A 24020-nucleotide genomic window follows, 5' to 3' on the forward strand; every position below is an offset into this window, starting at 1 on the left:
ACTTCCACAGCTCGGCCAGCGACACCATCACCGCGAAGAGCACCGGCTGCACAACGTCGACGCGGTCCAGGCTCGCAGCGCCGGGCGCGGCGCGAAGCACGTCGGTCAGCGACCAGTCGACGAATTCGGCGAAGGCCTCTTCACACTCCCGGATCTGCTGTGCGAATACCGGTGCGGTGTCCAGCAATTCGATTGCCATGCCCAGCCATTGCGAGCCTGGACCGCGTCGACGTTGTGCAGCCGGTGCTCTTCGCGGTGATGGTGTCGCTGGCCGAGCTGTGGAAGTCGGTCGGGGTGAACCCCGACGCGGTGATCGGCCATTCGCAAGGCGAGATCGCGGCCGCCTACGTCGCCGGCGCGCTGTCGCTGCGCGACGCCGCCCGGGTGGTCACGTTGCGCAGCAAGCTGCTGACGTCGCTGGCCGGCCCCGGCGGCATGCTGTCCATCGCCTGCAGCACCGAACGGGCGCGGGAGCTGTTGGCGCCGTACGGGAACCGAGTCAGCATCGCCGCCGTCAACGGCCGCTCGGCCGTCGTGGTGTCGGGCGAGGTGGCCGCGCTCGACGAGCTCGTCGGCTTCTGCGCCGACCTCGAGCTGCGGACCCGGCGCATCGACGTGGACTACGCCTCGCATTCGGTTGAGGTCGAGGCGATCCGCACCGACCTCGCCGAGGTGCTGTCCGGCATCGAACCGCGCTCCACGCGCATCGCGTTCTTCTCCACCGTGACCGGAAACCGCTTGGACACAGCCGGATTGGACGCCGAGTACTGGTACCGCAACATCCGGCAGACCGTGCAGTTCGACCAGGCGGTCCGCAGCGCCTGCGAACACGGATACCGCACATTCATCGAATCCAGTCCACACCCCGCCTTGGTCGCCGGCATCGAAGACACCGCCAACGACAGCCTGCCGGGTGACACCGAGGCCATCGTCGTCCCCACCCTGGGCCGCGAGGACGGGGGACTCGAGCGATTCCTGACTTCGGCCGCCACCGCATTCGTCGCGGGGGTCAGCGTGCAGTGGCGCGGCGCGCTGGGCGGCGCGGGCTTCGTCGAGCTACCGACGTATGCCTTTGATCGGCGGCGTTTTTGGCTCTCCGGGGAGGGCATCTCGGCGGACGCGTCGGGCTTGGGGCTCGGCACCAGCGGGCACCCCCTGTTGACCGCCGTCGTCGAGCTGCCGGCCTCGGGCGGGGTCGTCCTGACGGGTCGTTTGTCGCCGGGTCTGCAGGGCTGGCTGACCGATCACGCCGTGTCCGGCACGGTCGTGTTCCCCGGATCCGGCTTCGTGGAGCTGGCGATTCGCGCCGGCGACGAAGTCGGCTGCTCGACGGTCGACGAACTCACGCTGCAGGCGCCGTTGATGTTGCCCGCCGAGGATTCCGGGTCGGGCTCGGTCGCCGTGCAGGTGGTGGTGGGTCCCGCCGAAGAGTTCGGTCAGCGCGCGGTGTCGATCTTCTCGCGCCCCGACACCGGCTCGGGCTGGGTGTGCCACGCCGAAGGAACGCTGAGCCCCGGCTCGGTCGAGCCGGGTGCGGACCTGTCGGCCTGGCCGCCGGCGGGAGCCGTCAAGGTCGACGCGGCCGACGGCTACGAGCAGTTGGCGGCGCGCGGCTATGGCTACGGCCCGGCCTTCCAGGGCCTGACGGCGACGTGGGTCCGCGACGACGAGGTGTTCGCCGAGGTGCGTCTGCCCGACGCCGCCGGCGGCGTCAACGGGTTCGGCGTCCACCCGGCCTTGCTGGATGCGGCCATGCACGCACTGGTGGTCAGTCACCCGATAGCCGGCCAGACCGACGAAGTGGTGTTGCCGTTCTCCTGGCAGGGCGTGTCGTTGCATGCGGCGGGGGCGTCCGCGGTGCGCGTGCGCATCGCCCCGGCATCGGCGCCCGAGTCCGCTTCGACCCTGTCCAGGGCGGTCTCGATCGAGCTGGCCGACGGATTGGGCTTGCCGGTGCTGTCGGTGCGCGCGATGGTCGCGCGTCCGGTGAGCGAGCGGCAGCTGCGCGCGGCCGTGTCGGCTTCGGGCCCGGACCGGTTGTTCGAGGCGGTGTGGTCGCCCGCTACGACCACGGCCGCCGGTGACGCCGAGCCGCCGGTGCACGAGGTCTTCGAATCGGTTGCGGCCGGCGAAGATCCGGTTACCGGAACGTATGAGCGCACCCATCGGGCACTGGCGGCCGTGCAGTCGTGGCTCACCGAGCATGACTCCGGGGTGCTGATCGTCGCGACCCATGGCGCGATGGGCTTGGCCGGGGAGGACGTCCCCGATCTGGCCGGCGCGGCCGTGTGGGGGCTGGTGCGTTCGGCGCAGACAGAGCATCCCGGCCGCATCGTGCTGGTGGATTCCGATGCGGCGCTTGACGATAGCGCGATAGCGACCGTTCTGGCCGTCGGCGAGCCGGCGGTGTTGCTGCGTGACGGCAAGGCGTACACCGCTCGGGTGCGCGGCAGCCGCGCGGTCGACGGCGTCATGACGCCCCCGGCTGACGGGCCGTGGCGGCTGGGCATCAGCAGCGCGGGAACCTTCGAAAACCTGCAGCTGGAGCCCGTTCCCAACGCCGGTGCCGCGCTGGAACCGGGCCAGGTTCGGGTGGCGCTGCGTGCCATCGCCACCAACTTCCGCGACGTCATGATCACCCTGGGCATGTTCACCCACGACGCCCTGCTCGGTGGCGAGGGCGCCGGCGTGGTGGTCGAGGTCGGGCCGGGAGTCACCGAGTTCGCGGTCGGCGATTCGGTCTACGGCTTCTTCCCCGACGGCAGCGGCACGTTGGTGCCCGGCGACGTCCGCCTGCTGCAGCACAAGCCCGCCGACTGGTCTTATGCCGAAGCGGCCGGCATCTCAGCGGTTTTCACCACCGCCTACATGGCCTTCATCCACCTGGCCGACGTCAAGCCCGGGCAGCGGGTGTTGGTGCACGCCGCCGCCGGCGGCGTGGGCATGGCCGCGGTTCAGCTGGGCCGGCACTTGGGCCTGGAGGTGTTCGCGACCGCGAGCCGCGGCAAGTGGGACACGTTGCGGGCCATGGGCTTCGACGACGACCACATCGCGGATTCGCGCAGCCTCGAGTTCGAGGAGAAGTTCCGGGCGGTGACCGGCAGGACCGGCATGGCCGGGATGGATGTGGTGCTGGACTCGCTGGCCGGCGAATTCGTCGACGCCTCGCTGCGGCTCGTCGCTCCCGGCGGCGTGTTCCTGGAGATGGGCAAGACCGACATCCGCGACCCGGGTGTGGTGGCCCAGGACTACCCGGGTGTCCGCTACCGCGCCTTCGACCTGTTCGAGCCCGGCCGTCCGCGGATGCATCAGTGGATGGACGAGCTCGCCGGGCTGTTCGACGCTGGGGTGCTGAAACCGTTGCCCGTCACGACCTTTGATGTGCGGCGCGCCCGCACCGCGCTGCGCTACCTGAGCCAGGCCCGGCACATCGGCAAGGTTGTCATGACTCTGCCTTCTGGGCTCGCATCCGGCACCGTGCTCATCACCGGCGGCACCGGCATGGCGGGTTCGACGCTGGCCCGTCACCTGGTGGCCAACCACGGCGTCGAAGACCTGGTGCTGCTGAGCCGGCGCGGTCCGGACGCCCCCGGGTCCGCCGAGTTGATCGCCGAGCTGCAAGCCGCCGGAGCCCGCGCGCGCGTGGTCGCGTGCGACGCCGCCGATCGGGCGGCACTGGCGCGGGTGATCGCCGACATTTCGGCGCAGCGGCCGCTATCTGGCGTGATTCACGCGACCGGCGTGCTGGACGACGCGACGATCACCTCGCTGACACCGGAGCGTGTCGACGCGGTATTGCGGGCCAAGGTCGACGCGGCGTGGAACTTGCACGAGTTGACCCGCGACCTGAATCTGGCCGCCTTCGTGATGTTTTCGTCGATGGCCGGCCTGGTGGGCTCTTCGGGCCAGGGCAACTACGGAGCGGCGAACGCGTTCCTGGACGGGTTGGCCGCACACCGGCGGGCGCACGGGTTGCCCGCGATCTCGCTGGCCTGGGGGCTGTGGGATCAGGCCAGCGCCATGACCGGCGGACTGGACGCCGCCGACCTCGCCCGGCTCGGCCGCGACGGGATCTTGGCGCTGTCCTCGGACGAGGCGATGGAACTGTTCGACACGGCATTGATCGTCGACGAGCCGTTCCTGGCGCCGGCCCGCATCGACCTCGCCGCGCTGCGGGCCCATGCGGTCGCGGTGCCGCCGATGTTCACCGATCTGGTCAACGCCCCGACGCGCCGCCGGGTCGACGACTCGCTGGCCGCCGCTAAATCGAAGTCGGCGCTGGCGCATCGCCTGGACGGGCTGTCCGACGCCGAGCAGCACGCCGTGCTGCTGGACCTGGTGCGATCGCACATCGCCACCGTGCTCGGGAACACCACCGCCGAGGCGATCGATCCCGACAAGGCCTTCCAAGAGTTGGGATTCGACTCCCTGACCGCGGTCGAAATGCGCAACCGACTCAAAACCGCCACCGGCCTTGCGCTTTCGCCCACCTTGATCTTCGACTACCCGACGCCCAACGGACTGGCCGGCTACATCCGCACCCAGCTCGCGGGGCTGCCGCAAGAGGTCAAGCACGCGCCGGTCGCGCGTGCCACCGACGACGACCCGATCGTTATCGTCGGCATGGCCTGCCGCTATCCGGGTGGGGTAACTTCGCCGGACGACTTGTGGGACATGCTGATCGAGGGCCGTGACGTGCTCTCGGACTTCCCGACCGATCGCGGCTGGGACCTGGCCGGCGTGTACAACCCGGATCCCGACGTGCCGGGCACCTGCTACACCCGCACCGGCGGCTTCGTCGATGGCGTCGCGGACTTCGATCCGGGCTTCTTCGGCATTCCGCCCAGTGAGGCGCTGTCGATGGACCCGCAGCAGCGCATGTTCCTGGAGTTGTCCTGGGAAGCGTTGGAGCGAGCCGGAATCGACCCCGGCAAGCTCCGCGGCAGTGCCACCGGAATGTTCGCCGGCGTATACACGCAGGGCTATGGCATGGGCGCCGCACCGACCGCCGAGGGTTTCCGGCTGACCGGGCAGTCGTCGAGCGTGGCGTCCGGCCGGGTGTCCTATGTGCTGGGGCTGGAGGGCCCGGCGGTGTCGGTGGACACGGCGTGTTCTTCGTCGTTGGTGGCGCTGCACATGGCCGTGCAGTCGCTGCGCTCGGGGGAGTGCGACCTGGCCCTGGCCGGCGGCGTCACCGTCAACGCCACCCCCGATATCTTCGTGGAGTTCAGCCGCATGCGCGGGCTGTCCGAGGACGGCCGGTGCAAGGCCTACGCGGGTGCGGCCGACGGCACCGGATTCTCCGAGGGCGGCGGCATGCTGGTGGTGGAGCGCCTGTCGGACGCGCAGCGCCTCGGGCATCCGGTGCTGGCCATGGTGCGGGGCTCCGCCATCAATCAGGACGGTGCCTCCAATGGGCTGACCGCGCCGAACGGTCCCTCGCAGCAGCGGGTGGTGCGCGCGGCGCTGGCCAGTGCGGGCTTGACGGCGGCCGACGTGGACGTCGTCGAGGGCCACGGGACGGGAACCACTTTGGGTGACCCGATCGAGGCCCAGGCGCTGCTGGCGACCTATGGGCAAGAGAGGGCCGAGCCCGGGAAACAGCCACTGTGGCTGGGGTCCATCAAGTCGAACATGGGCCACACGCAGGCCGCCGCCGGGGTGGCCGGCGTCATCAAGATGGTCCTGGCGATGCGCCACGAAATGTTGCCCGCCACACTGCATGTCGATGAGCCGAGTCCGCACGTGGACTGGTCGGCGGGCGCGGTGTCGTTGTTGACGGAGGCGCAACCGTGGCCGGGCGACCGGCCGCGCCGGGCGGGCGTGTCGTCGTTCGGCATCAGCGGCACCAACGCGCATGTCATCGTCGAGGCCGTGCCGATCGAGCCGCCGCGCGCCGCGGACGGACCCAAGGCGCCGGTGGTGGCCTGGCCGGTGTCGGCAAAATCGCTGTCCGCGTTGCACTCTCAGGCCGCCCGGTTGGCGACCCACCTGCGCGCCCACCCGGAGGCGGACATCGCCGATGTGGGGTGGTCGCTGGCCGGCAGGTCGGCCTTCGAACACCGCGCCGTCGTCGTCGGTAGCGATCGCGACCCGTTGCTGGCGGGCCTGGACGAGCTTGCCGCCGACGACCTGGCCGGTTCGGTCATCCGTGGCACCGTGACCGCAGGCAAGACGGTCTTCGTGTTCCCGGGCCAGGGTTCCCAAACGCTGGGCATGGGAATGGGACTGCACGCCGGCTATCCGGTCTTCGCCGAGGCGTTCAACACCGTCGTGGCCGAACTGGACCGGCACCTGCTTCGCCCGCTGCGCGAGGTGATGTGGGGGCACGACGAAAACCTGCTCAACAGCACGGAATTCGCGCAACCCGCGCTGTTCGCGGTCGAAGTCGCGCTGTTCCGGCTGCTCGAATCCTGGGGCGTGCGCCCCGACTTCGTGATGGGCCACTCGATCGGGGAGCTGGCGGCCGCCCACGTCGCCGGCGTGCTCTCGTTGGAGAACGCCGCGGTGCTGGTCGCGGCCCGTGGTCGATTCATGCAGGCGCTGCCCGAAGGCGGCGCGATGGTCGCGGTGCAGGCTACCGAAGACGAAGTGCGGCCGCTGCTGGCGTCCGCCGAAGAAGCCGACGTCGGCATCGCCGCGGTCAACGGGCCGACCTCGGTGGTCATTTCGGGCGCCGAAGGCGCGGTGATCGCGATCGCGGACCGGCTCCGCGTCGACGGCCACCGTGTGCATCGGCTCTCGGTCTCGCACGCGTTCCACTCCCCGTTGATGGATCCCATGATCGACGAATTCGGCACCGTCGCGGCCGGATTGGCCGTCGGTAAGCCGACCATCCCGATCGTGTCCAACGTGACCGGTCAGCTGGCCGGTGACGACTTCGCATCGCCGGCGTACTGGAAGCGGCACGTGCGCGAGGCGGTGCGGTTCGCCGACAGCGTGCGGTTCGTGCGCTCGGCCGGGGCGACCCGTTTCCTCGAGGTCGGACCGAGCAGCGGCCTGACGGCATCCATCGAAGAATCGCTGGCCCTGGACCCTTCGGCGGCCCAGGTGACCACGATGTCCGCGCTGCGCAAGGATCGACCGGAGCCGGTCGCCCTGGTCAACGCCGTTGCGCAGGGATTCGTCGCCGGGATGGACGTGGACTGGCGCGGTGCGCTGGGCGGGCCCGGTTTCGAAGCCAACCTGGTCGAGCTGCCCACGTATACCTTTGACCGGCGCCGCTTTTGGCTTTCCGCCGACGGCGCCCCGGCCGACGCCGCGGGCCTGGGCCTGGCGGCCAGCGAACACGCCCTGCTGGGCGCGGTGGTGGAACTGCCGGCCACCGGCGGAGTGGTGCTGACCGGCCGGTTGGCGCCCGGCACCCAGGGCTGGTTGACCGATCACGCCGTTGGCGGTGTGGTGCTGTTCCCCGGTGCGGGATTCGTCGAGTTGGCGATCCGCGCCGGCGACGAGGTGGGCTGCGGCGTCGTCGATGAGCTCAATCTGGCCGCGCCGCTGGTGCTGCCCGCCGGCGGATCGGTCGCGGTCCAGGTCGTCGTCGGCGGCCCGGACGAATCGGGCGCCCGTGCGGCGTCGGTCTTTTCGCGCGCCGAAGCGGGCTCGGGCTGGTTCTTACATGCCGAGGGCGTGCTGCGGGCGGGTTCGGTGCAGCCGGGCGCGGACCTGTCGGCGTGGCCGCCGGTGGGTGCGGTCGCGGTGGATGTCGGCGACGGATACGAGCAATTGGCCGAGCGGGGTTACGACTACGGGCCGGCGTTCCGCGGCCTGACATCGATGTGGCGCCGCGGTGACGAGGTCTTCGCCGAGGTGGCGCTGCCCGCCGACGCCGGGGTGTCGCCGGCCGGGTTCGGCGTCCATCCGGCGATGCTCGACGCGGCGCTGCACGCGGTGATGCTGGCGTCCGACAGCGACGAACTGCCCGAGGGCTCGATGTTGGTCCCGTTCTCCTGGCAACAGGTGTCGTTGCACGCCGCGGGCGCGGGGGCGGTCCGCGCGCGGATCGTACCGGTGAGTTCGTCGGCGGTGTCGATCGAATTGGCCGACGGGCTGGGGCTTCCGGTGCTCTCGGTGGCGTCGATGGTGGCCCGCCCGGTCACCGACAAGCAGTTGCTGGCCGCCGTGTCGAATTCGGGACCGGACCGGCTCTTCGAGGTCATCTGGTCGGCTCAACCGCATTCGGCGACGCAGCCGGTGTCGGTGTCCGCTTGGGGCGCAGAGGAATTGGGTGACCCTTCGGCCGAGCGCTCGGCGGTGCTGTTCGAATCGGCACCGGTGTCCGGCGACGTGATCACCGAGGTGTACGCGGCGACGCGCGCGGTGCTGCCCGTGCTGCAGTCGTGGTTGTCCCGCGAGGGCGCGGGCACCCTGGTGGTGGCGACCCGGGGCGCGATGACGCTGCCGGGGGAGGACGTCACCGATCTGGCCGGCGCGGCGGTCTGGGGGCTGGTGCGGTCGGCGCAGACCGAGCACCCTGGACGAATCGTGCTCGTCGACACGGACGCCCCGCTGGACTCCGACGCGATAGCAGCGGTGCTGGCGCTCGGCGAGCCGCAGGCGATACTGCGCAACGGCGCGGTCTACACCGCCCGAGTGCTCGGCAGCCGCGCCGTCGGCGGCCTGCTGCTGCCCCCGGACGAGGGACCGTGGCGACTCGGCATGAGCAGCTACGGCACCATCGAAAATCTGCGGATAGAGCGCATTCCCGACGCCGACGCGCCGTTGGGTCCTGGTCAGGTGCGCGTCGCGCTGTCGGCCATCGCGGCCAACTTCCGTGACGTCATGATCGCGCTGGGCCTCTATCCCGACCCCGAGGCCATCATGGGCATCGAGGCGTCCGGTGTGGTGATCGAAACCGCCGCGCCCGACGGGCGTTTCGCCGTCGGCGACCGCGTCATGGGGCTGTTCCCCGACGGAACCGGGACCATCGCCAAGACCGACCAGCGCCTGCTCGTCAAGGTGCCGCCCGGCTGGTCACACACCGCCGCCGCGACGGCGTCGGTGGTGTTCGCCACGGCGAACTACGCGCTGGTGGACCTGGCCGGCGCCAAGCCCGGTCAGCGGGTGTTGGTGCACGCCGCCGCCGGTGGGGTCGGCATGGCCGCGGTGCAACTGGCCCGGCACATCGGCCTGGAAGTGTTCGCGACCGCCAGCCGCGGCAAGTGGGACACGTTGCGCGACATGGGCTTTGACGACGATCACATCGCCGACTCGCGCAGCCTGGAATTCGAGGAGAAGTTCCGCGCGGTCACCTGCATGGCCGGCATGGATATCGTCCTGGACTCGCTGTCCGGTGATTTCGTCGACGCGTCCCTGCGCTTGATGAAGCCCGGCGGGGTCTTCTTGGAGATGGGCAAGACCGACATCCGTGACCCCGAGGTCGTCGCCCGAGACCACCCGGGGGTGCGCTACCGCGCCTTCGACCTGTTCGAGGCGGGGCCGGATCGCATCGCCCAGATGCTCGACGAGCTGGCGGCCATGTTCGGCGAGGATGTGCTACGGCCGTTGCCGGTCACCAGGTTTGACGTGCGACGCGCGCCCGCCGCGCTGCGCTACCTGAGTCAGGCCCGCCATGTCGGCAAGGTCGTGATGACGATGCCGGACGCGTGGACGGCCGGCACGGTGCTGATCACCGGCGCCACCGGCATGGCCGGTTCGGCGGTCGCGCGACACGTGGTGACCCGTCACGGTGCGCGGAATCTGGTGCTGGTCAGCCGCCGCGGCCTGGACGCACCGGGCGCCGCGGAGCTGGTCGCCGAGTTGAGCGCGGCCGGTGCGCACGTGGAGACGGTGGCCTGCGATGCCGCCGATCGCGAGGCCCTGGCCAAGGTGATCGCCGAAATCCCGATGCAGCACCCGCTGACCGGGGTGATCCATGCCGCCGGCGTCCTGCACGACGCGGTCGTGACGTCGCTGACCCCCGACCGGATCGAGTCGGTGTTGCGGTCCAAGGTCGACGCGGCCTGGAACTTGCACGAGTTGACCCGCGACCTGGACGTCGCTGCCTTCGTGATGTTTTCGTCGATCGCGGGGCTCGCGGGCGCGTCGGGGCAGGCCAACTACGCGGCCGGCAACTCGTTCCTGGACGGGTTGGCCGCCCACCGGCGGGCGCACGGGCTGCCGGCGATCTCGCTGGGCTGGGGTCTGTGGGATCAGGCCAGCGCCATGACCGGTGGCCTGGGTGCGGCCGACCGCGCGCGGTTCGGGCGTGACGGGATCGTCGCCATGTCGTCGGACCAGGCGCTGGAGCTGATGGACACCGCGCTCATCGTCGACGAGCCGTTCATGCTGCCCGCCCACATCGACCTCGCGGCGTTGCGGGTGAAGTTCGATGGCGGCACCTTGCCACCGATGTTCGTCGATCTGATCAACGCCCCGACGCGGCGTCAGGTCGATGACTCGTTGGCCGCCGCCAAGTCGAAATCTGCTCTGCTGCAACGCCTTGAAGGTCTTCCCGAGGACGAGCAGCAGGCGATCCTGCTGGATCTGGTGCGGGCCAACATCGCCACCGTGCTGGGCAGCTCCAGCCCGGAGGCAATCCATCCGGACCGGGCGTTCCAGGAACTCGGTTTCGACTCGTTGACCGCCGTGGAGATGCGCAACCGGCTCAAAGCCGCGACCGGGCTGGCGCTTTCACCGACGCTGATCTTCGACTACCCGAACTCCGCCGCGCTGGCCGGCTACATGTACCGCGAATTACTCGGATCGTCGGACCAACCCGCGGCGGCGGCCGCGCCGGGCGAAGCCGAGATTCAACGCGTCGTGGGGTCCATTCCGGTCAAGCGCCTTCGGCAGGCCGGTGTGCTGGAGCTGCTGCTGGCGTTGGCGAGCGAGGCCGAGGGCGCCGCGCAGGCCGCCACGGTGACCACCGAAAAGGACATCGCGGACATGGACCTCGACGCTCTGGTCAACGCGGCATTGCGCGACGACGACGAGTAGGCATGACGTGAGAATCGCGGTCACGGGGGCCAGCGGCGTGCTCGGCCGCGGCCTCGCCACTCGGCTGCTCAGCCAGGGCCACGACGTCGCAGGGATCGCCCGTCACCGCCCCGAAAGCTGGCCGAGCGCAGCGGATTTCGTGGCGGCCGACATCCGCGATGCCGACGCGGTCCGACGCGCCCTGGCCGGCGCGGACGTCGTCGCCCACTTCGCGTGGGCGAGAGGTTCCGGACACGACGACCAGGTCAACATCGGTGGCACCCGCAACGTGCTCGACGCGATGGCCGAGACCGGTTCCAGGCGGATCGTTTTCGCGTCGTCGGCCCATGTGTACGGCGGGGGAGAAGGACCGAAGGCCGAAGACGACGCCACGGCCCCGGTCAGCGCCGAGGGCCGACTCAAGGCCGAAGTGGAACAACTGCTCGCGGAATCGGGCGCGGAATGGGTCGCGATCCGTTCCGCGCTGATCCTGGGGCGAAGCGTCGACAACTGGGTGCGCCGCCTGCTGGCATTACCGGCGTTCCCGCACCGGTCGGCCGATCGCGGTATGCAGGTGGTCCACCTCGACGACGCGCTCCGGCTGTTCAACCGTGCGATCGTCGATGCCGAAACCCCGGGCGGGCCGGTGAATCTCGCCGCATCGGGCGACCTGACCTTCCGGCAACTCGCCGCCGCGCTGCACCGGCCGGTCGTGCGCCTGGGCCTCGAGCCCGCTGAGCTGCGACTGGTGCGGGGGACCCCGCTCATGGACACCTCGCGGCTGACAAGCGAATGGTCATTCCGGCCGGCGTGGAAATCGGGCGAATGCGTCCAGGACTTCGCGCTGGCGGTGCGCGGCCGGGTGACCGTGGGCGCCCGGGTGATTGCGCTGCCGTGGCGGCTGGCCAACATCCAGGACCTCCCGTCGGTGGACGCGCCGAGCGGCGACGGCGTCAAGCCCATTTGGGCGGGCGCAGCGGGGGATAACGGGGAATTCGACACGCCGATCGACCCCCGTTTTCCCACCTTCTTGGCCACGAATTTGTCTGAGGCGCTGCCCGGCCCGTTTTCGCCGGCGTCGGCGTCGGCGACGGTTCGCGGACTGCGGGCCAGCGCCGTGTGCGTCGCCGAGCGGTTGCGGCCCGGCGGGACGATCCAGCGCGAAATCGCGATGCGCATGGTCGCGGTGTTCGCCCACCGGCTCTACGGCGCCATCACGACCGCGCACTTCATGGCCGAGACGGTGCCTTTCGTCAAGCCCACGACGGTGGTCAGCAACAGCGGGTTCTTCGGCCCCAGCATGGCCGCCCTGCCGATCTTCAGTGAGGAGCATCCGCACTCCGACACCGGCCGAATTCGCAGGCAACTCCGGACCATCCGCAACATCGGGGTGTTCGGCGTCAACCTGATCGGCCTGTCCGCCGGCGCGCCGCTGGACACCCGTGAGTTCGTCGCCGACGTCGATCGCCTGGAACGCCTGGCCGGCGGCGACCTCGCCGGGCTCGATGATCGTCGGCTGCTGAGCCTGATTTCACTGGCGCGTGACCAGGTGGTGCACGGCTGGGTGCTGGCGGCAGGCTCGTTCCTGCTGTGCGCGGCGTTCAACGTGCTGCTGCGTGGTTTGTGCGGGCGCGAGATCGCGGCGCCCGGCGGACCGGAATTGGTCAGCGCGCGTTCGGTCGAGGCGATGCAGCGGTTGGTGGTCGCCGCGCAGCGCGATCCGAAAGTCACGGCGCTGCTGGCCGAACCGGGCGACCGGCTGGACAAGCTTGCCGTCGAGGCGCCGGAATTCCATGCCGCCCTGCGCGACGAGCTGGCGCTCATCGGCCACCGTGGTCCGGCCGAGCTCGAGATGCTGTCCACCAGCTACGCCGACGATCCCGAGTTGCTCGTGCGGATGGTGACCAGGGCGATGAGCGCGCCGTCCGCGCCGCAGCCGCAGCGGTCCCGAATCCCGTTGCACGCCAAGCCCGTTGCGGCTCTGGCCACCCAGCAACTGCGCGACCGTGAGGTCCGCCGCGACAAGGTGGTGCGGGCCAACTGGGTGCTACGCACGCTGCTTCGCGAATATGGACGTCGGGCGGTCGAGGCCGGGGTGTTCACCGCCGCCGACGACGTCTTCTATCTGCTCGTCGACGAACTCGACGCGCTCCCCGCGGATGTCGGCGCGCTGGTGGCCCGGCGCCGGGCCGAACAACGTCGGCTGGTCGCGGTGGCGCCGCCGACCGTCTTCAGCGGAAGCTGGCAGCCGACCGCGACCTCATCGGACGCGCTGGCCAGCGGGGACACGTTGCGTGGCGTCGGCGTTTGCGGGGGACGGGTGCGCGGCCGGGTGCGGATCGTGCGGCCCGAGACCATCGACGACCTGCAACCCGGTGAGATCCTTGTCGCAGAGGTCACCGACGTCGGGTACACCGCGGCGTTCTGCTACGCCGCCGCCGTCGTGACCGAACTCGGCGGTCCGATGTCGCACGCCGCGGTGGTGGCCCGCGAATTCGGGTTTCCGTGTGTCGTCGACGTCCAGGGCGCCACCAAGGCACTGCCGCAGGGAGCCATGGTGGAGGTCGACGGAGCCACCGGCGAGATCCGCGTGCTCGAGCTGGCCGCGGACGACGCGCTGAGCTAGTCGAACTCCATCTCCAGCTCCACCGGCCCGCTCAATCCCAGCATCGGTTTCCAGCGTGCCGTTGCCACGCGGCGCGGATTGGTCATGCGCCGGGCGATGACTTTGAGGGCCCCGGCGAGTTCGGTTCGGGCGAGATTGGCGCCCAGGCAATAGTGGGCGCCGCCGCCGAACGTCAAAATGGGCGGCGGCTCCTCGCGGGTGATGTCGAACCGGTCCGGGTGCGGATAGACCTCTGGATCGCAGTTGGCCGCAAAGGTATTCACCGAAATGAAGGTGCCCGCCGGAAACGTGTATTCCGCGAACGTGACGTCGTCCAGGACGGTGCGCAGGGTGGTGCAGACCGCCGGCGAGTGGCGCATGCATTCCTCGACGGCTCGCATCGCGAGGCCGGAATCGTCGCGCAACATCGCCAGTTGATCGGGATGGTCACACAGCGCGTGCATGCACGCGGCCAGCTGATTGCGGGTGGTGTCGGTGCCGGCGCTGAGAATGCTGAACGCCAGCATGCGCATCTCCGCGTTGCTCAGCCGGTCGCCGTCATCCTGGGCGCGGATCAGTTCGGAGATCAAGTCGTCGGTCAACCGGCCCCGCCGCTCGGTGATCATGTCGTCGATGTAGGCGTCGAACTCGTCCCAGGCCCGCATCACGATGTGCTGCTCGTTCGCCAGGTCGGAGTCGAACCTGACGATTTTGAAGATGTCCTCGGCCCACAGCGAGAACTGCTCCCAATCCTCGGGGGGCGCGCCCAACAGCGCGCAGATGATCGGGATCGGGTACGGCCGGGCGATGTCGGTGACGAAGTCGCATCGGCCCGTTCGGCCATCTGAGGCGACCTGGTCGATCAACTCGTTGATCACGGTGTCGATGGTGTCTTCCAGGCGCGCCGACGCCCGCGGCGTGAAGGCCTTGGACACCAGACCGCGCAGCCGTCGGTGTTCCTCGCCTTCCATGCCCAGGATGGTGCCGAGGACCCGTTCATAGAGCGGGCCCGACGTTATCCCGCGAGCGGTCATGTGCATGCCGGGCGGGAAAACGAACCGGGGATCGCGAAGTATCCCGCGGGCGAGTTCGTAGCCGAGCACCTCGGGTCCCAGCGGCCCGATGGCTATCGGCGACCGCGTGCGCACCTCGCGGATGCGCGGGGCGACCTCGTGCACGGTGTCCGTGATGTCGTAGTGCAGCGTCGGGAGGTCGGCGTCGAAGACGCTCGGTGCTGCGGTGTCGACGGTCATCGTGACTCCTTAGGCCGGATCAGCTCGGCCGGTAGCGCTTTGGCAGTACTTCGGTCGGCGCCGAAACCAGCCATGACGTCTCCAATCACGGGATGTTGGTCGCCAGGAACGTCAGTGGCAGTCCCAGGATCGACACGTCGTTTTCGTCGAGGTAGGTGCCCTCGCCCTCCATGTGTTGTCGGAATCGCCTTGTCGCGCCGTAGCGTTCGGCGACGGCGTCGGCGCCAGCGGCTTCCGGAACCCCGATCACCACGGTGAACACGCCGTCGCCGTGGCGCTCCAAGAACTCCGTCACCGAAACGGCAACCTCGTCGGTCGATCCCGGGATCGGGCTGATCAACTCGATGCCCCGACTCCAGTCGAGGTGAATATCGAGGCCGAGCTCGGTTAGCTGCAGGGGCTCGAAGACGAATCCCAGATCGCTGAACATTTGTGCCGCGGCGGCATGTCGTTCCGGTGCCACGGCGAACACGACGTGATGGAGCGAGGGTTCTTCAGGCATCGGCGTTTCCTATCGAGAATCGGCGCGCAGCACCCCACGCGGCAGCAGCAGCGGCAGGTCGTTGTAGGTGACGATCCCGGGAGGGGCGGCGACGACGGCGGGTATCGCGGTGAGCGCTGGCATCGCGGTGATGGTCAGCCCCAACATGATGTAGTCGTCCAGGGTCTGGCCCGCAAAGTCCGGTGGGGGAAGGAAACTCAGCGTGGTCTTGATGGTCGGTTGGCCCTGTACCTCGATCGTGTAACCCATGTCCAGCGGCCAATCCGGGTCCAGCGATTGGCCCTTGCGCCACCGGCCGCGGATTTCGATGATCTCCCGGCCGGCGACGATCCCCTTCCAGCGGACGTCCACACCGGCGACGCACCCCTTGTTGATCGTCCAGTCCCCGGGCAGGTGCAGATCCTCGGTGGTCTGGGCGTAGTCGACCTCGCAGCGCACGTCGTCGAGGTCGGCGCCCAACGCATCGGCGATCAACAGCACGCCATCGGCGAAGATGCCGGAGCCCTGCTCGGTGATGGCCGGCAGGTCCGGTTGATCGATGGGATAGCCGAAGCCCATGGGTATTTCGGTTGCGGGCGAGTTGTAGATCGTGGTGTCGACCGATTCCAGCATGGAGACCTTGTCAACCCGGTCCGAAAGACCCGCCGACACGATGGCGAACAGTTGGATGAAGCCGGGATTGATGCCGCTGCCGAAGATGGTTGATCCGCCGTCTGCGCAGGCCCGTTCGATGCGTTCGCGTCCGGCACCGAGGTAGTGCCCGGTGATGAACCCGGCGGTGCCTACCACGTTGATGCCCGCGCCGAGGATGCGGACCAGCTCGTCGACGTCGGCGAACATCGGGTTGTAGACCACACAGTCCGGCTCGAGCGCGAGCAGCGAATCAATATCGTTGGTGGCCTTGATATTCAGCGGTTCGATCCCGCACAGCTCGCCGACATCACGTCCGGCCTTCTGCGGTGACCAGGCGTAACAGCCGACGAGCTCGAGCGTCGGGTTGGCGACTATGGCCTTGACCGAGCTCTTGCCGACGTTGCCCGTCGTCCACTGAACGACCCGATGGATCAACGGTTCAGTCCGTTCATGGGTGCGGCGCCGCCTGGGCTTGCCGGGCCAGCCTGTCGTTGTGGATCTTGACGAGTTCGCGGAATCCCAGCCGGTGATACTTCGGTATCGGCTGGATGCCCCAGACGTCCTGGGCGGTGGCTTTGCCCTCGGCGCCCTCGGGCGGCCCGAACGGCGGGTAGGGGTACTTGCACTCCAAAGTGTCGTTGGAATACCGGATCTTCAGTAGCTCGCTGCAGATCTGGGTGAGGCTCAGGGTCGGGTATCCGTAGTAGACCGCCATGAACGGCAGCGTGAAGGCGCCTTCGATCACCAGCGCCACCAGGCATACGAGCACGGCGCGCTTGATCCACTTGTGCATGCGGGCGTAGTACGGCGTGGTGCCGGGCTCGAGACCGGCGGCCGGGTCTTTGTCGTCGGTGGTCGACGGTGCGGTCATGGCATGGCTCCTTTAGTCGGAGAAGATTTCTCGATTGACGGTGTGCAGGTACGGAATCGCGAGGAACGGGGTGATGTAGAAGATGTCGTAGAGCCACCAGCCGATGACCGGGAACACGACGCCGGCGTAGCGCACGTCGGCGAACATCGTCATGTTGAACACATAGGCCGACCAGATCACCACGCCCATCCAGCAGGTGACCACCATCCACTGGTGGCCCCAGCGCTTCATCTGCAAGAAGCCGATCGCGGCGGCCACCCGCATGGAGAACACCGTCAGGATCAGGCCCGCCACGTAGGCCTTCTCGCCCGGCCCGGCGGCGCCCCCGATCCACAGCTCGTTGTAATGCCAGAAATAGCCGGCGTCGAACATGTTGCCCCAGCCGACCATCAGCACGCGGTTGATCAACGTGTGGTTGGCGACCAGGTCCAGGGCCCAGCCCAGGCTGTTGAGCATGCCGTCGATCAGGGTGAGATAGCCGATCAGGGTCACGATCATCGGCCGGACCGACAGGCCGTCGCGCAGGGCTTGGCGTTGCAGCCACACCCCACGCATGAAGATGGGGAACCCGATCAGGCCAGGCGCCCACATGCCCATCAGGGCGGCGCCGACGATCATCCACTTGTCGGCACGCCGCTGAGCCCGGCGCGATTCGTCGTGATGATCCTCGAGGCCGACCGAATTCGTCTGCGCGGCATCAAGGCTCACAGGTCCCACCACCCCCGCGCGAACGACATGTACAGCTGGACGCCGAACATGGTCAGCAGGTAGCCGTAGATGAAGATCTGGAAGACGATGAGCGCCCTCTTGCGTTTCTGCTCTTGTCTGTCCATGCCGTTGCTCCTTTCTAAGAACTGCTCGATGCGTCTGCGGCGCCCAGGCTGGCAGCCGCGACTTCGCGAAGGCCGTCGGTGACGGCGCCGTCGGTGCTCAGTGGCGCGAGTATGCACGCGTCGGCCGCATCCAATTCCGTTGCGCCAGCGGCGATCAGGTGGGCAGCGGTGACCAGCACCCTGGTCGAGGGCGGTTCGAAGTGGAAGGCTTGGTCTGCGGTGCGGATCGCGACCGCGCATCCGACCAGCCGCCTCGCCGTAGCCAACGGAATTCCGGATTCGGCGACGATCACCTCGGCTTCCCGGTCGGGCGGCAGGTAGTGCATTGCCAGCGTTGCGAACCGCTGTCGGAACGAAGGTTTGAGCTCCTTGAGCGAGCTGCGATAGGCGGGGTTGTACGAACACACCAGCATGAACTGCGCGGGCGCTTTGACCACCTCGCCGGCGCGATCGAGATACAGCGACCGCCGGTGATCGGTAAGTGAATGCAGGATCGCCAAGGAGTCGTGGCGCGCCTCGACGACCTCGTCCAGGTAGCAGATCGCGCCGGCCTTGACCGCCCGGGTCAGCGGGCCATCGGTCCAGACGACGTCGCCGCCGGTCACCATGAAGCGGCCGACGAGATCGGAGCTGGTGAGGTCGTCGTGGCAGCTGATGGTCACCACGGGCCGCTGCAACAGTGAGCCCATGTGCTCGACGAAGCGGGTCTTGCCGCAGCCCGTTGGGCCGGTGAGCATCACCGGGATGTGGCGAAGGAAGGCCTGCTCGAACAGCTGAACTTCGTTGCCATTGGCGAAATATGTTTCGGTGGTCATCTCTTCCTCAGCGGGTCGCGTTCATGCCGTGACCAGTTCGCGATGGACATGGGCCAGTACCCGGGGCAGCTCCTCGATGCGCCGGATCCGTTGCGACCGGCGGGGTCCGAACACCTCGGGGAGGGGATCGACGCGGGTCGGTCCCACGCCCACGTAGTACATCGACACCCCGGCCTCGTTGGCCTCCTCGACGGCGTGCGCGGCGTCCGCCCAGGCATACCGGCCCTCATAGCCTTCATCGGAGATCAGTCCGTCACCGATGACGATCAGCAGGCGGCGCTCGGAGGCCTGCGCCAGCAGGCGGCTCGTCAGATGGCGAAGTGGCGCACCGAGTCTGGTGTATCCGCGGGTGGACAAACCCAGCCCGCTCGGCGGTACGAATCGGCGGTCGTCGAAGTCCTTCAGGCAGCGGACTTCGACTCGATGACGGGTGTTGCCGGTGAATACGAAGACGCCGTGGCGCTCGCGTGCCAGCGTCATGGCGCGGGAAAGCGCATCGGCACAGGACAACTCCAGCTGGAACACGCGGCCGCCGTGCACCCCCAGCGACGAACTGCCGTCGAGCAGCAAGGCGGTGGTGACGTCGCGGCTGCTGGGCAGCAGATCACGGAACACCTTCGGCTCCTTCGCCTCGCCGGTCGCCAGATCGATGTAGTGATCGACGTATTGGTCGACGTCGAGGTCGGAGCCGTCTTCGAGGCGGTTGGTCATCGCGCGGTGGGTGTGTTCCTCGAACCACTTACGCACGTCGACGACCACCGGCACCGGCCGGCGGGCGTGCCGGCCGTCGGAATGCTCGATGACGGCGACATGGTCACGCATGAATCGCTGTGTCCACATGTTCCATTCGGGGTAGGGAATGCCGGGCCGGTGTTCCGGCGTGACGTCGAGATCGTTGTCTTGCGGCCGGCTCGGCGGCGGCAGGTTGGGGTTGCGGACCCCGCCGTCGCCGCCGACCGGAACGGAGTACGGCCGCGGCAAACGCTTCTGCGTTGTGGTCCAGGGCATCCTGCCGAAGCTGCGCCGCAATTTGTCGGCCAATCCGTGCGGCGCCGTGTACGCCAGCGGCAACGAGCCCAGCAGTGGGTGAATCGTCAATTCCTGGCCTGTGGCCGCCAATGCCATTGCGCGATTGAGCATTTCCACGGCGGCCATGTCACCGGCCTCGGTGCGGACCTCGGGAAGTAGTCGACGCACCTCGGCGACCAGTCCCGGCCATCGTGACGCGATCCAGCCGAGGGCGACGCCGGCCTCGACGAGGGTGAGCGCACGCAGTTCCCGGGCCGAGAGCTCGTTGAGGCGATATTCGGTGAGGCGTTCTTTCGATGGCGAACATTGCAGGGCCACGCCACATGTCAGGGTTCGGCGTGTCCAGTCGGGCCCTGAAAGTTGGGGGGCGGGGTAGGGGACGTGAACGAACTTCAGGGCCGCGTTCAGGCCGAAGCCGCGTCGTTCCCCGGTGACCAGCCGCACGCCCTCGCGCCGTTGGTCGCTGAGCGCGACCGCCGTGACGGAGCAACCCCGTTCCAGCGCCATCGCCTGGCCGTCGGAATGTTCAACCATGAGCCGAATGCCGCGTGTTCCGGCTGCCCGGGCCGCGATTCAGAACGTGCCGATGTTGGAGAACAGCCAGTACCAGAACCAGATGATCAGTCCGGTGCCGCCCCAGGCGGCGACATAGCGAAGGATTTCCCATAGATAGCCCATGATGTGACTTCCTCGGTGGCGTAGTGGGTTTCGGCTCGAGCATGTCAATCGGAGAAGAGTTCGCGGTTGACGGTGTGCAGGTAGGGGATGGCGAGGAACGGGGTGATGTAGAAGATGTCGTAGAGCCACCAGCCGACGACCGGCAGCACGACGCCGGCGAAGCGCACGTCGGCGAACATGGTCATGTTGAAGACGTAGGTGATCCAGATGACCACGCCCATCCAGCAGGTGACGACCATCCACTGATGGCCCCAGCGCTTCATCTGTAGAAATCCGATGGCCGCCGCGATGCGCATGGTGAAGACGGTCAGGATGAGGCCGACCTCCAAAGCCTTTTCGCCCGGTCCGGCCGCGCCGCCGACCCACAGCTCGTTGTAGTGCCAGAAGTAGCCGGCGTCGAACATGTTGCCCCACCCGTTGAGCAACACCCGAGCCAGGATGGTGTGGTTCGCCACCAGGTCAAGGGCCCATCCGACGGTGTTGATGGCGGCGTCGATGATGACGAGATAGCCGAGCAACGTGACCAGCATCGGTCGAACGGAGAGGCCATCGCGCTGGGCCCGGCGCAGCAATCGCACGCCCCACAGAAACAGCGGCAAGCCGAAGACGCCCAGGGCGGCGGTGCCGATCAGCAGACTGCCGGAGATGAGCCATCTGTCGGCCTGGCGTTGCGCGAGTTGCGACCGTTCCAGATGTTCGTCGATGGTCAGACCCGTTGGGGGAGCGCCGTTTGAGCCGGCGGTGGTGGCCTCACTGCCGGCATTGCGCTGATGCAGCCTCGGCAGATTCACGAACCCTCCCCGTCTGCTGATCCAATCGGCTTGTGCAATATAACAGGCTGACTGTAGTCAGCGTAAGATGGGTGGTCGACTTTGTGAATCTCAGAGGGTTCACCAGGTCCCGGCCGTTCTCACGGTGCTATCGCGCGGCGCAACCAGCCAATCCGCCCGTAGCGGGGCGCCCCGGCGTGGGAGGTACACGCCGAAAAACACTGACATAAGTCAGCCCTCAATCGTTGACACGGCTTTCACCGGACGCCTACGCTCAGCGAGCGCTCAGCCGGTGTGGCCTCGTGTGCCGGCGGCGGAAACGGTGCACCCGGTGTAGCGCTGTCGGTGCGTGCAAAGGAGTAGCGATGACACCCAAGCCGCCAGCCGGGAAGAAGTATCGCGTAATCCAGTGGGGCGTAGGGAATGTCGGCACGATTGCGCTCCGTCATTTCGTGCACAACCCTGCCTATGAACTGGTCGGGGTGCTGTGCAATCGTCCGGAGAAGGTGGGTAAGGACGCCGGTGAGCTCTGCGGCAAGGCGCCGACGGGGGTGCGGGCCACCACCGACAAGGCCGCCATCGAGGCACTGGACGCCGATTGCGTGTTCTATGCGCCGCTGTGGTCTGACCCCGATGAGGTGTGCCGCCTACTGCGCGGGGGCAAGAACGTCGTTGCCTCCGGCGGCGCCTGGTGGTATCGAACCGAACACAGCAAGGCGGACATCGACAAGATCGATGCCGCCTGTCACGAGGGTGGCACGTCGTTCCATGCGGGTGGTGTCAACCCCGGCTTCGCCGGAGACCTACTCGTGCTGACGCTGGCCCGAATCGTCAGTCAAATCGACACCATTCACATCTACGAGGTGGTGAACTTCGGTCGAGACACGCTGAAGTACCTGCACGAGATGGGCATGGGCAGCGACCCGGCCGGGTTCGAGGACGGCCCGAACCTGTTGGGACAGGCGTGGCCATTGTTCGCACAGTCCATGGTAATGGTTGTCGAGGGGATGGGGAAGACGGTCGAGAGATACACGACTGAGGTGGAGTTGGGGCACGCCACGCGCGACATTCCCTTCGAAGGGGGAGAGACCAGCGATATGCCGGGCTTCAAGGGCGTGATCAAGAAGGGCACGGTCGCTCGCCAGCATCACAAGTGGACGGCGTGGGTAGAGGGCAAGCCCCTCGTGATCTTTCATGAGATATACACGATGGACACCTTCGATGCTATTGAGCCGCAGGAGGATTGGCCTCAGCATTACCACTACCGCATAGTGATCGAGGGCGACTCGTCCACCGAGCTGATCCTGCAGGGGGCGCAGGATCCGGGTGGGGGCTACGCGCTGCCCGGCTACACCTGGACCGCGATGGGCCCCGCGAACGCCATTCCCGCGGTCTGCGACGCCCCGCCGGGTTTCATGTCCCATCGGGAACTCGGGCTGATGCCGCTGCGTGGCGTCATACGGCCCTGACCCGACGGGTCAGGGTTTCAAGCTTCGCAACGTCCTCTCGACGTAGTCTTCCAGCAGCGTGTGGCCAGTCGGCCAGTGGTTGGTGGTGATCAACAGCGCGTACAGACCCAGCAAGAAGAACACCGCACTGTTCATCGGATTGACCTCGGCATCCGTCTCGCCGCGTTCCTGGGCCTGCGCGATCTCCCGGGCGACCAAGACGATCAGCGGGTGATCCCTGCCGTCTTCGGTCTGCGGGCGGGTTTGGGAGAAGTGCAGCGCGAGAAAGTCATTGAACAGCCGATCGCCCAGGCGGCGTTCCAAGCCGACGACCAATCGGACCGCCTCGTTCAATGCCGCAGCGAGGTCGTGCTTCGACCTCAGGAATTGCGCGAACTGCTTGGCGATTCGGTCCTCTTCGCGGCGCTCCAGCTCCAGCAGCACATGCTCTTTGGTGGGGAAGTGGAAGAAGAAAGTCCCGTGGGCCACGCCGGCCGCGGCCACAATGGCCCCCACGTCGGCCTCGGCCATCCCGGCGCGGGCGAACTCGCCGATTGCGGCGCCCATCAATCGCTCCCGCGTCTGCAGGCGCTTAGCTTCTCGTGCCGACAGCCGGTCCGTCACAGCCATTGCTTCCCTCACGGTTGACCTGACTCATGCCAGGATTTCGAGGCTAACCCCGACCAGTATGCCGTGTGTCGACCAAAAACGCTTGCACAACGTGTCATTGTCGAGCGCCACCCGCCACGGCGGATATCTGCGTCCAAAGTTCGTTGACTTTAGTCAGCAATATTCATAGATTGAACGCGCACCACACCGCACATCGGAGGAGCCGGCATGGCGTTGGAGCAGTTCAGGCTGGACGGACAGGTCGCGATCGTCACCGGAGCCGGCAAGGGTGTGGGTGCGGGCATCGCCCGGGTGCTGGCGGAGGCGGGGGCCACCGTGGTCGGGACCGCGCGGACCGAGGCGGATGTCGTTGGCACGATTGCGGGTATCGAGGCCGCCGGCGGCAAGGGGCTGGCGCTCGTCGCGGACGCGATGAGTCGTCCGGATTCAGAGCGGGTCGTCAGCACGGCCATGGAGCGCCTCGGTCGCATCGACATTCTGGTCAACAATGTCGGCGGGTCGACCTACGCGCGATTCCTCGATATCACCGACGAAGACTTCCGGCACACCTTCGACTGGTGTGTGACGTCGGCCTTCATCATGAGTCAGCTGGTGGCGCCCCACATGCTCAGCGCCGGACACGGTTCCATCATCAACATCTCGTCGGGCTCGGCACGTTTCGGCATCCGGGCGCTGACCGCCTATTGCGTTGCCAAGGGTGGTCTGGAAGCGCTCACCCGCGCCATGGCACAGGAACTCGCCCCGAAGATTCGCGTCAACGCCATCGCCCTGGGGTCCTTCGCCACCGACGGCCTGAAGGGCAGCCTGGATCTGATGCCCGGCTCACTGGAAAAGATGCAGGAGGCCACGCCGCTGCATCGGCTGGGCGACGTCGAGGATCTCGGGCGGCTCGCGGTGTACCTGTCCACCCGCGACTGCTATGCGACCAACGCGACATTCCACGTCGACGGCGGCATCGACTCGAACAATTCGCCACTGCCGATACCCGATTACTGACCTGTGCGGCGATTGAACGCGTCATGATGGGTCATCACCC

The 24020-nt window shown here is 67.9% G+C and carries 13 protein-coding genes and 2 pseudogenes; 4 read left to right on the plus strand and 11 right to left on the minus strand.

Going from position 1 to position 24020, the window contains the following annotated elements:
• Positions 1–223: pseudogene (locus tag A5659_RS12630) on the minus strand (acyltransferase domain-containing protein); the annotation flags it as partial.
• On the opposite strand from A5659_RS12630, the pseudogene A5659_RS12635 reads away from it, so the two are divergent.
• Both A5659_RS12635 and A5659_RS12640 read left to right on the plus strand, forming a co-directional pair.
• Positions 202–10938 (plus strand): annotated as a pseudogene (locus A5659_RS12635) (SDR family NAD(P)-dependent oxidoreductase); the annotation flags it as partial. The pseudogenes A5659_RS12630 and A5659_RS12635 sit on opposite strands and share 22 nt — an antisense overlap.
• Before the next feature lie 7 nt (positions 10939–10945).
• A complete protein-coding gene (locus A5659_RS12640; RefSeq protein ID WP_067181483.1) occupies positions 10946–13543 on the plus strand; it encodes a sugar epimerase family protein in 2598 nt (865 codons plus the stop codon).
• Here the strand turns inward: A5659_RS12640 and A5659_RS12645 are convergent.
• From A5659_RS12645 to A5659_RS12680, 9 genes are all read right to left on the minus strand, one after another.
• Positions 13540–14775, minus strand: coding sequence for a cytochrome P450 (locus A5659_RS12645; protein WP_067181486.1), 1236 nt, complete (start codon positions 14773–14775; stop codon positions 13540–13542). The genes A5659_RS12640 and A5659_RS12645 overlap by 4 nt on opposite strands.
• Before the next feature lie 85 nt (positions 14776–14860).
• A complete protein-coding gene (locus tag A5659_RS12650; protein WP_067181489.1) occupies positions 14861–15277 on the minus strand; it encodes a hypothetical protein in 417 nt (138 codons plus the stop codon).
• A 9-nt stretch (positions 15278–15286) separates the two neighbouring features.
• Entirely contained in the window at positions 15287–16345 is a 1059-nt protein-coding gene (locus tag A5659_RS12655) for a dihydrodipicolinate reductase (protein ID WP_067181492.1), read from the minus strand.
• Positions 16346–16358: 13 nt separating this feature from the next.
• Entirely contained in the window at positions 16359–16781 is a 423-nt protein-coding gene (locus tag A5659_RS12660; protein WP_066869672.1) for a hypothetical protein, read from the minus strand.
• A 12-nt stretch (positions 16782–16793) separates the two neighbouring features.
• A complete protein-coding gene (locus A5659_RS12665) occupies positions 16794–17489 on the minus strand; it encodes a hypothetical protein (RefSeq protein WP_066869669.1) in 696 nt (231 codons plus the stop codon).
• Positions 17486–17614: a hypothetical protein gene (locus A5659_RS28825; RefSeq protein WP_255364641.1), complete on the minus strand. Its 129-nt coding sequence runs from the start codon at positions 17612–17614 to the stop codon at positions 17486–17488. Before A5659_RS28825 ends, A5659_RS12665 begins: the two co-directional genes overlap by 4 nt.
• A 14-nt stretch (positions 17615–17628) precedes the next feature.
• Complete coding sequence (locus A5659_RS12670; protein ID WP_066880796.1) at positions 17629–18429, minus strand: CbbQ/NirQ/NorQ/GpvN family protein; 801 nt, start codon at positions 18427–18429, stop codon at positions 17629–17631.
• A gap of 21 nt (positions 18430–18450) precedes the next feature.
• Entirely contained in the window at positions 18451–19992 is a 1542-nt protein-coding gene (locus tag A5659_RS12675; protein ID WP_067181494.1) for a nitric oxide reductase activation protein NorD, read from the minus strand.
• Positions 19993–20180: 188 nt separating this feature from the next.
• Positions 20181–20846: a hypothetical protein gene (locus A5659_RS12680; RefSeq protein WP_197508051.1), complete on the minus strand. Its 666-nt coding sequence runs from the start codon at positions 20844–20846 to the stop codon at positions 20181–20183.
• Positions 20847–21271: 425 nt separating this feature from the next.
• On the opposite strand from A5659_RS12680, the gene A5659_RS12685 reads away from it, so the two are divergent.
• Positions 21272–22375 carry a dihydrodipicolinate reductase gene (locus A5659_RS12685; protein ID WP_067181497.1) on the plus strand — a complete coding sequence of 368 codons (1104 nt, stop codon included), beginning with the start codon at positions 21272–21274 and terminating at the stop codon, positions 22373–22375.
• 9 nt (positions 22376–22384) lie between these two features.
• On the opposite strand, the gene A5659_RS12690 is transcribed toward A5659_RS12685, so the two are convergent.
• Positions 22385–22984, minus strand: a complete 600-nt coding sequence (locus A5659_RS12690; RefSeq protein ID WP_067181500.1) for a TetR/AcrR family transcriptional regulator — start codon at positions 22982–22984, stop codon at positions 22385–22387.
• A gap of 207 nt (positions 22985–23191) precedes the next feature.
• Here A5659_RS12690 and A5659_RS12695 point away from each other — a divergent pair, with 207 nt between their 5' ends.
• On the plus strand, positions 23192–23980 hold the full coding sequence (locus tag A5659_RS12695; RefSeq protein WP_067181503.1) for an SDR family NAD(P)-dependent oxidoreductase: 789 nt from the start codon (positions 23192–23194) through the stop codon (positions 23978–23980).
• The last annotated feature ends 40 nt before the right edge of the window (positions 23981–24020 follow it).

This window comes from Mycobacterium sp. 1165196.3 (assembly GCF_001673415.1).
Lineage (GTDB): Bacteria > Actinomycetota > Actinomycetes > Mycobacteriales > Mycobacteriaceae > Mycobacterium > Mycobacterium europaeum_A.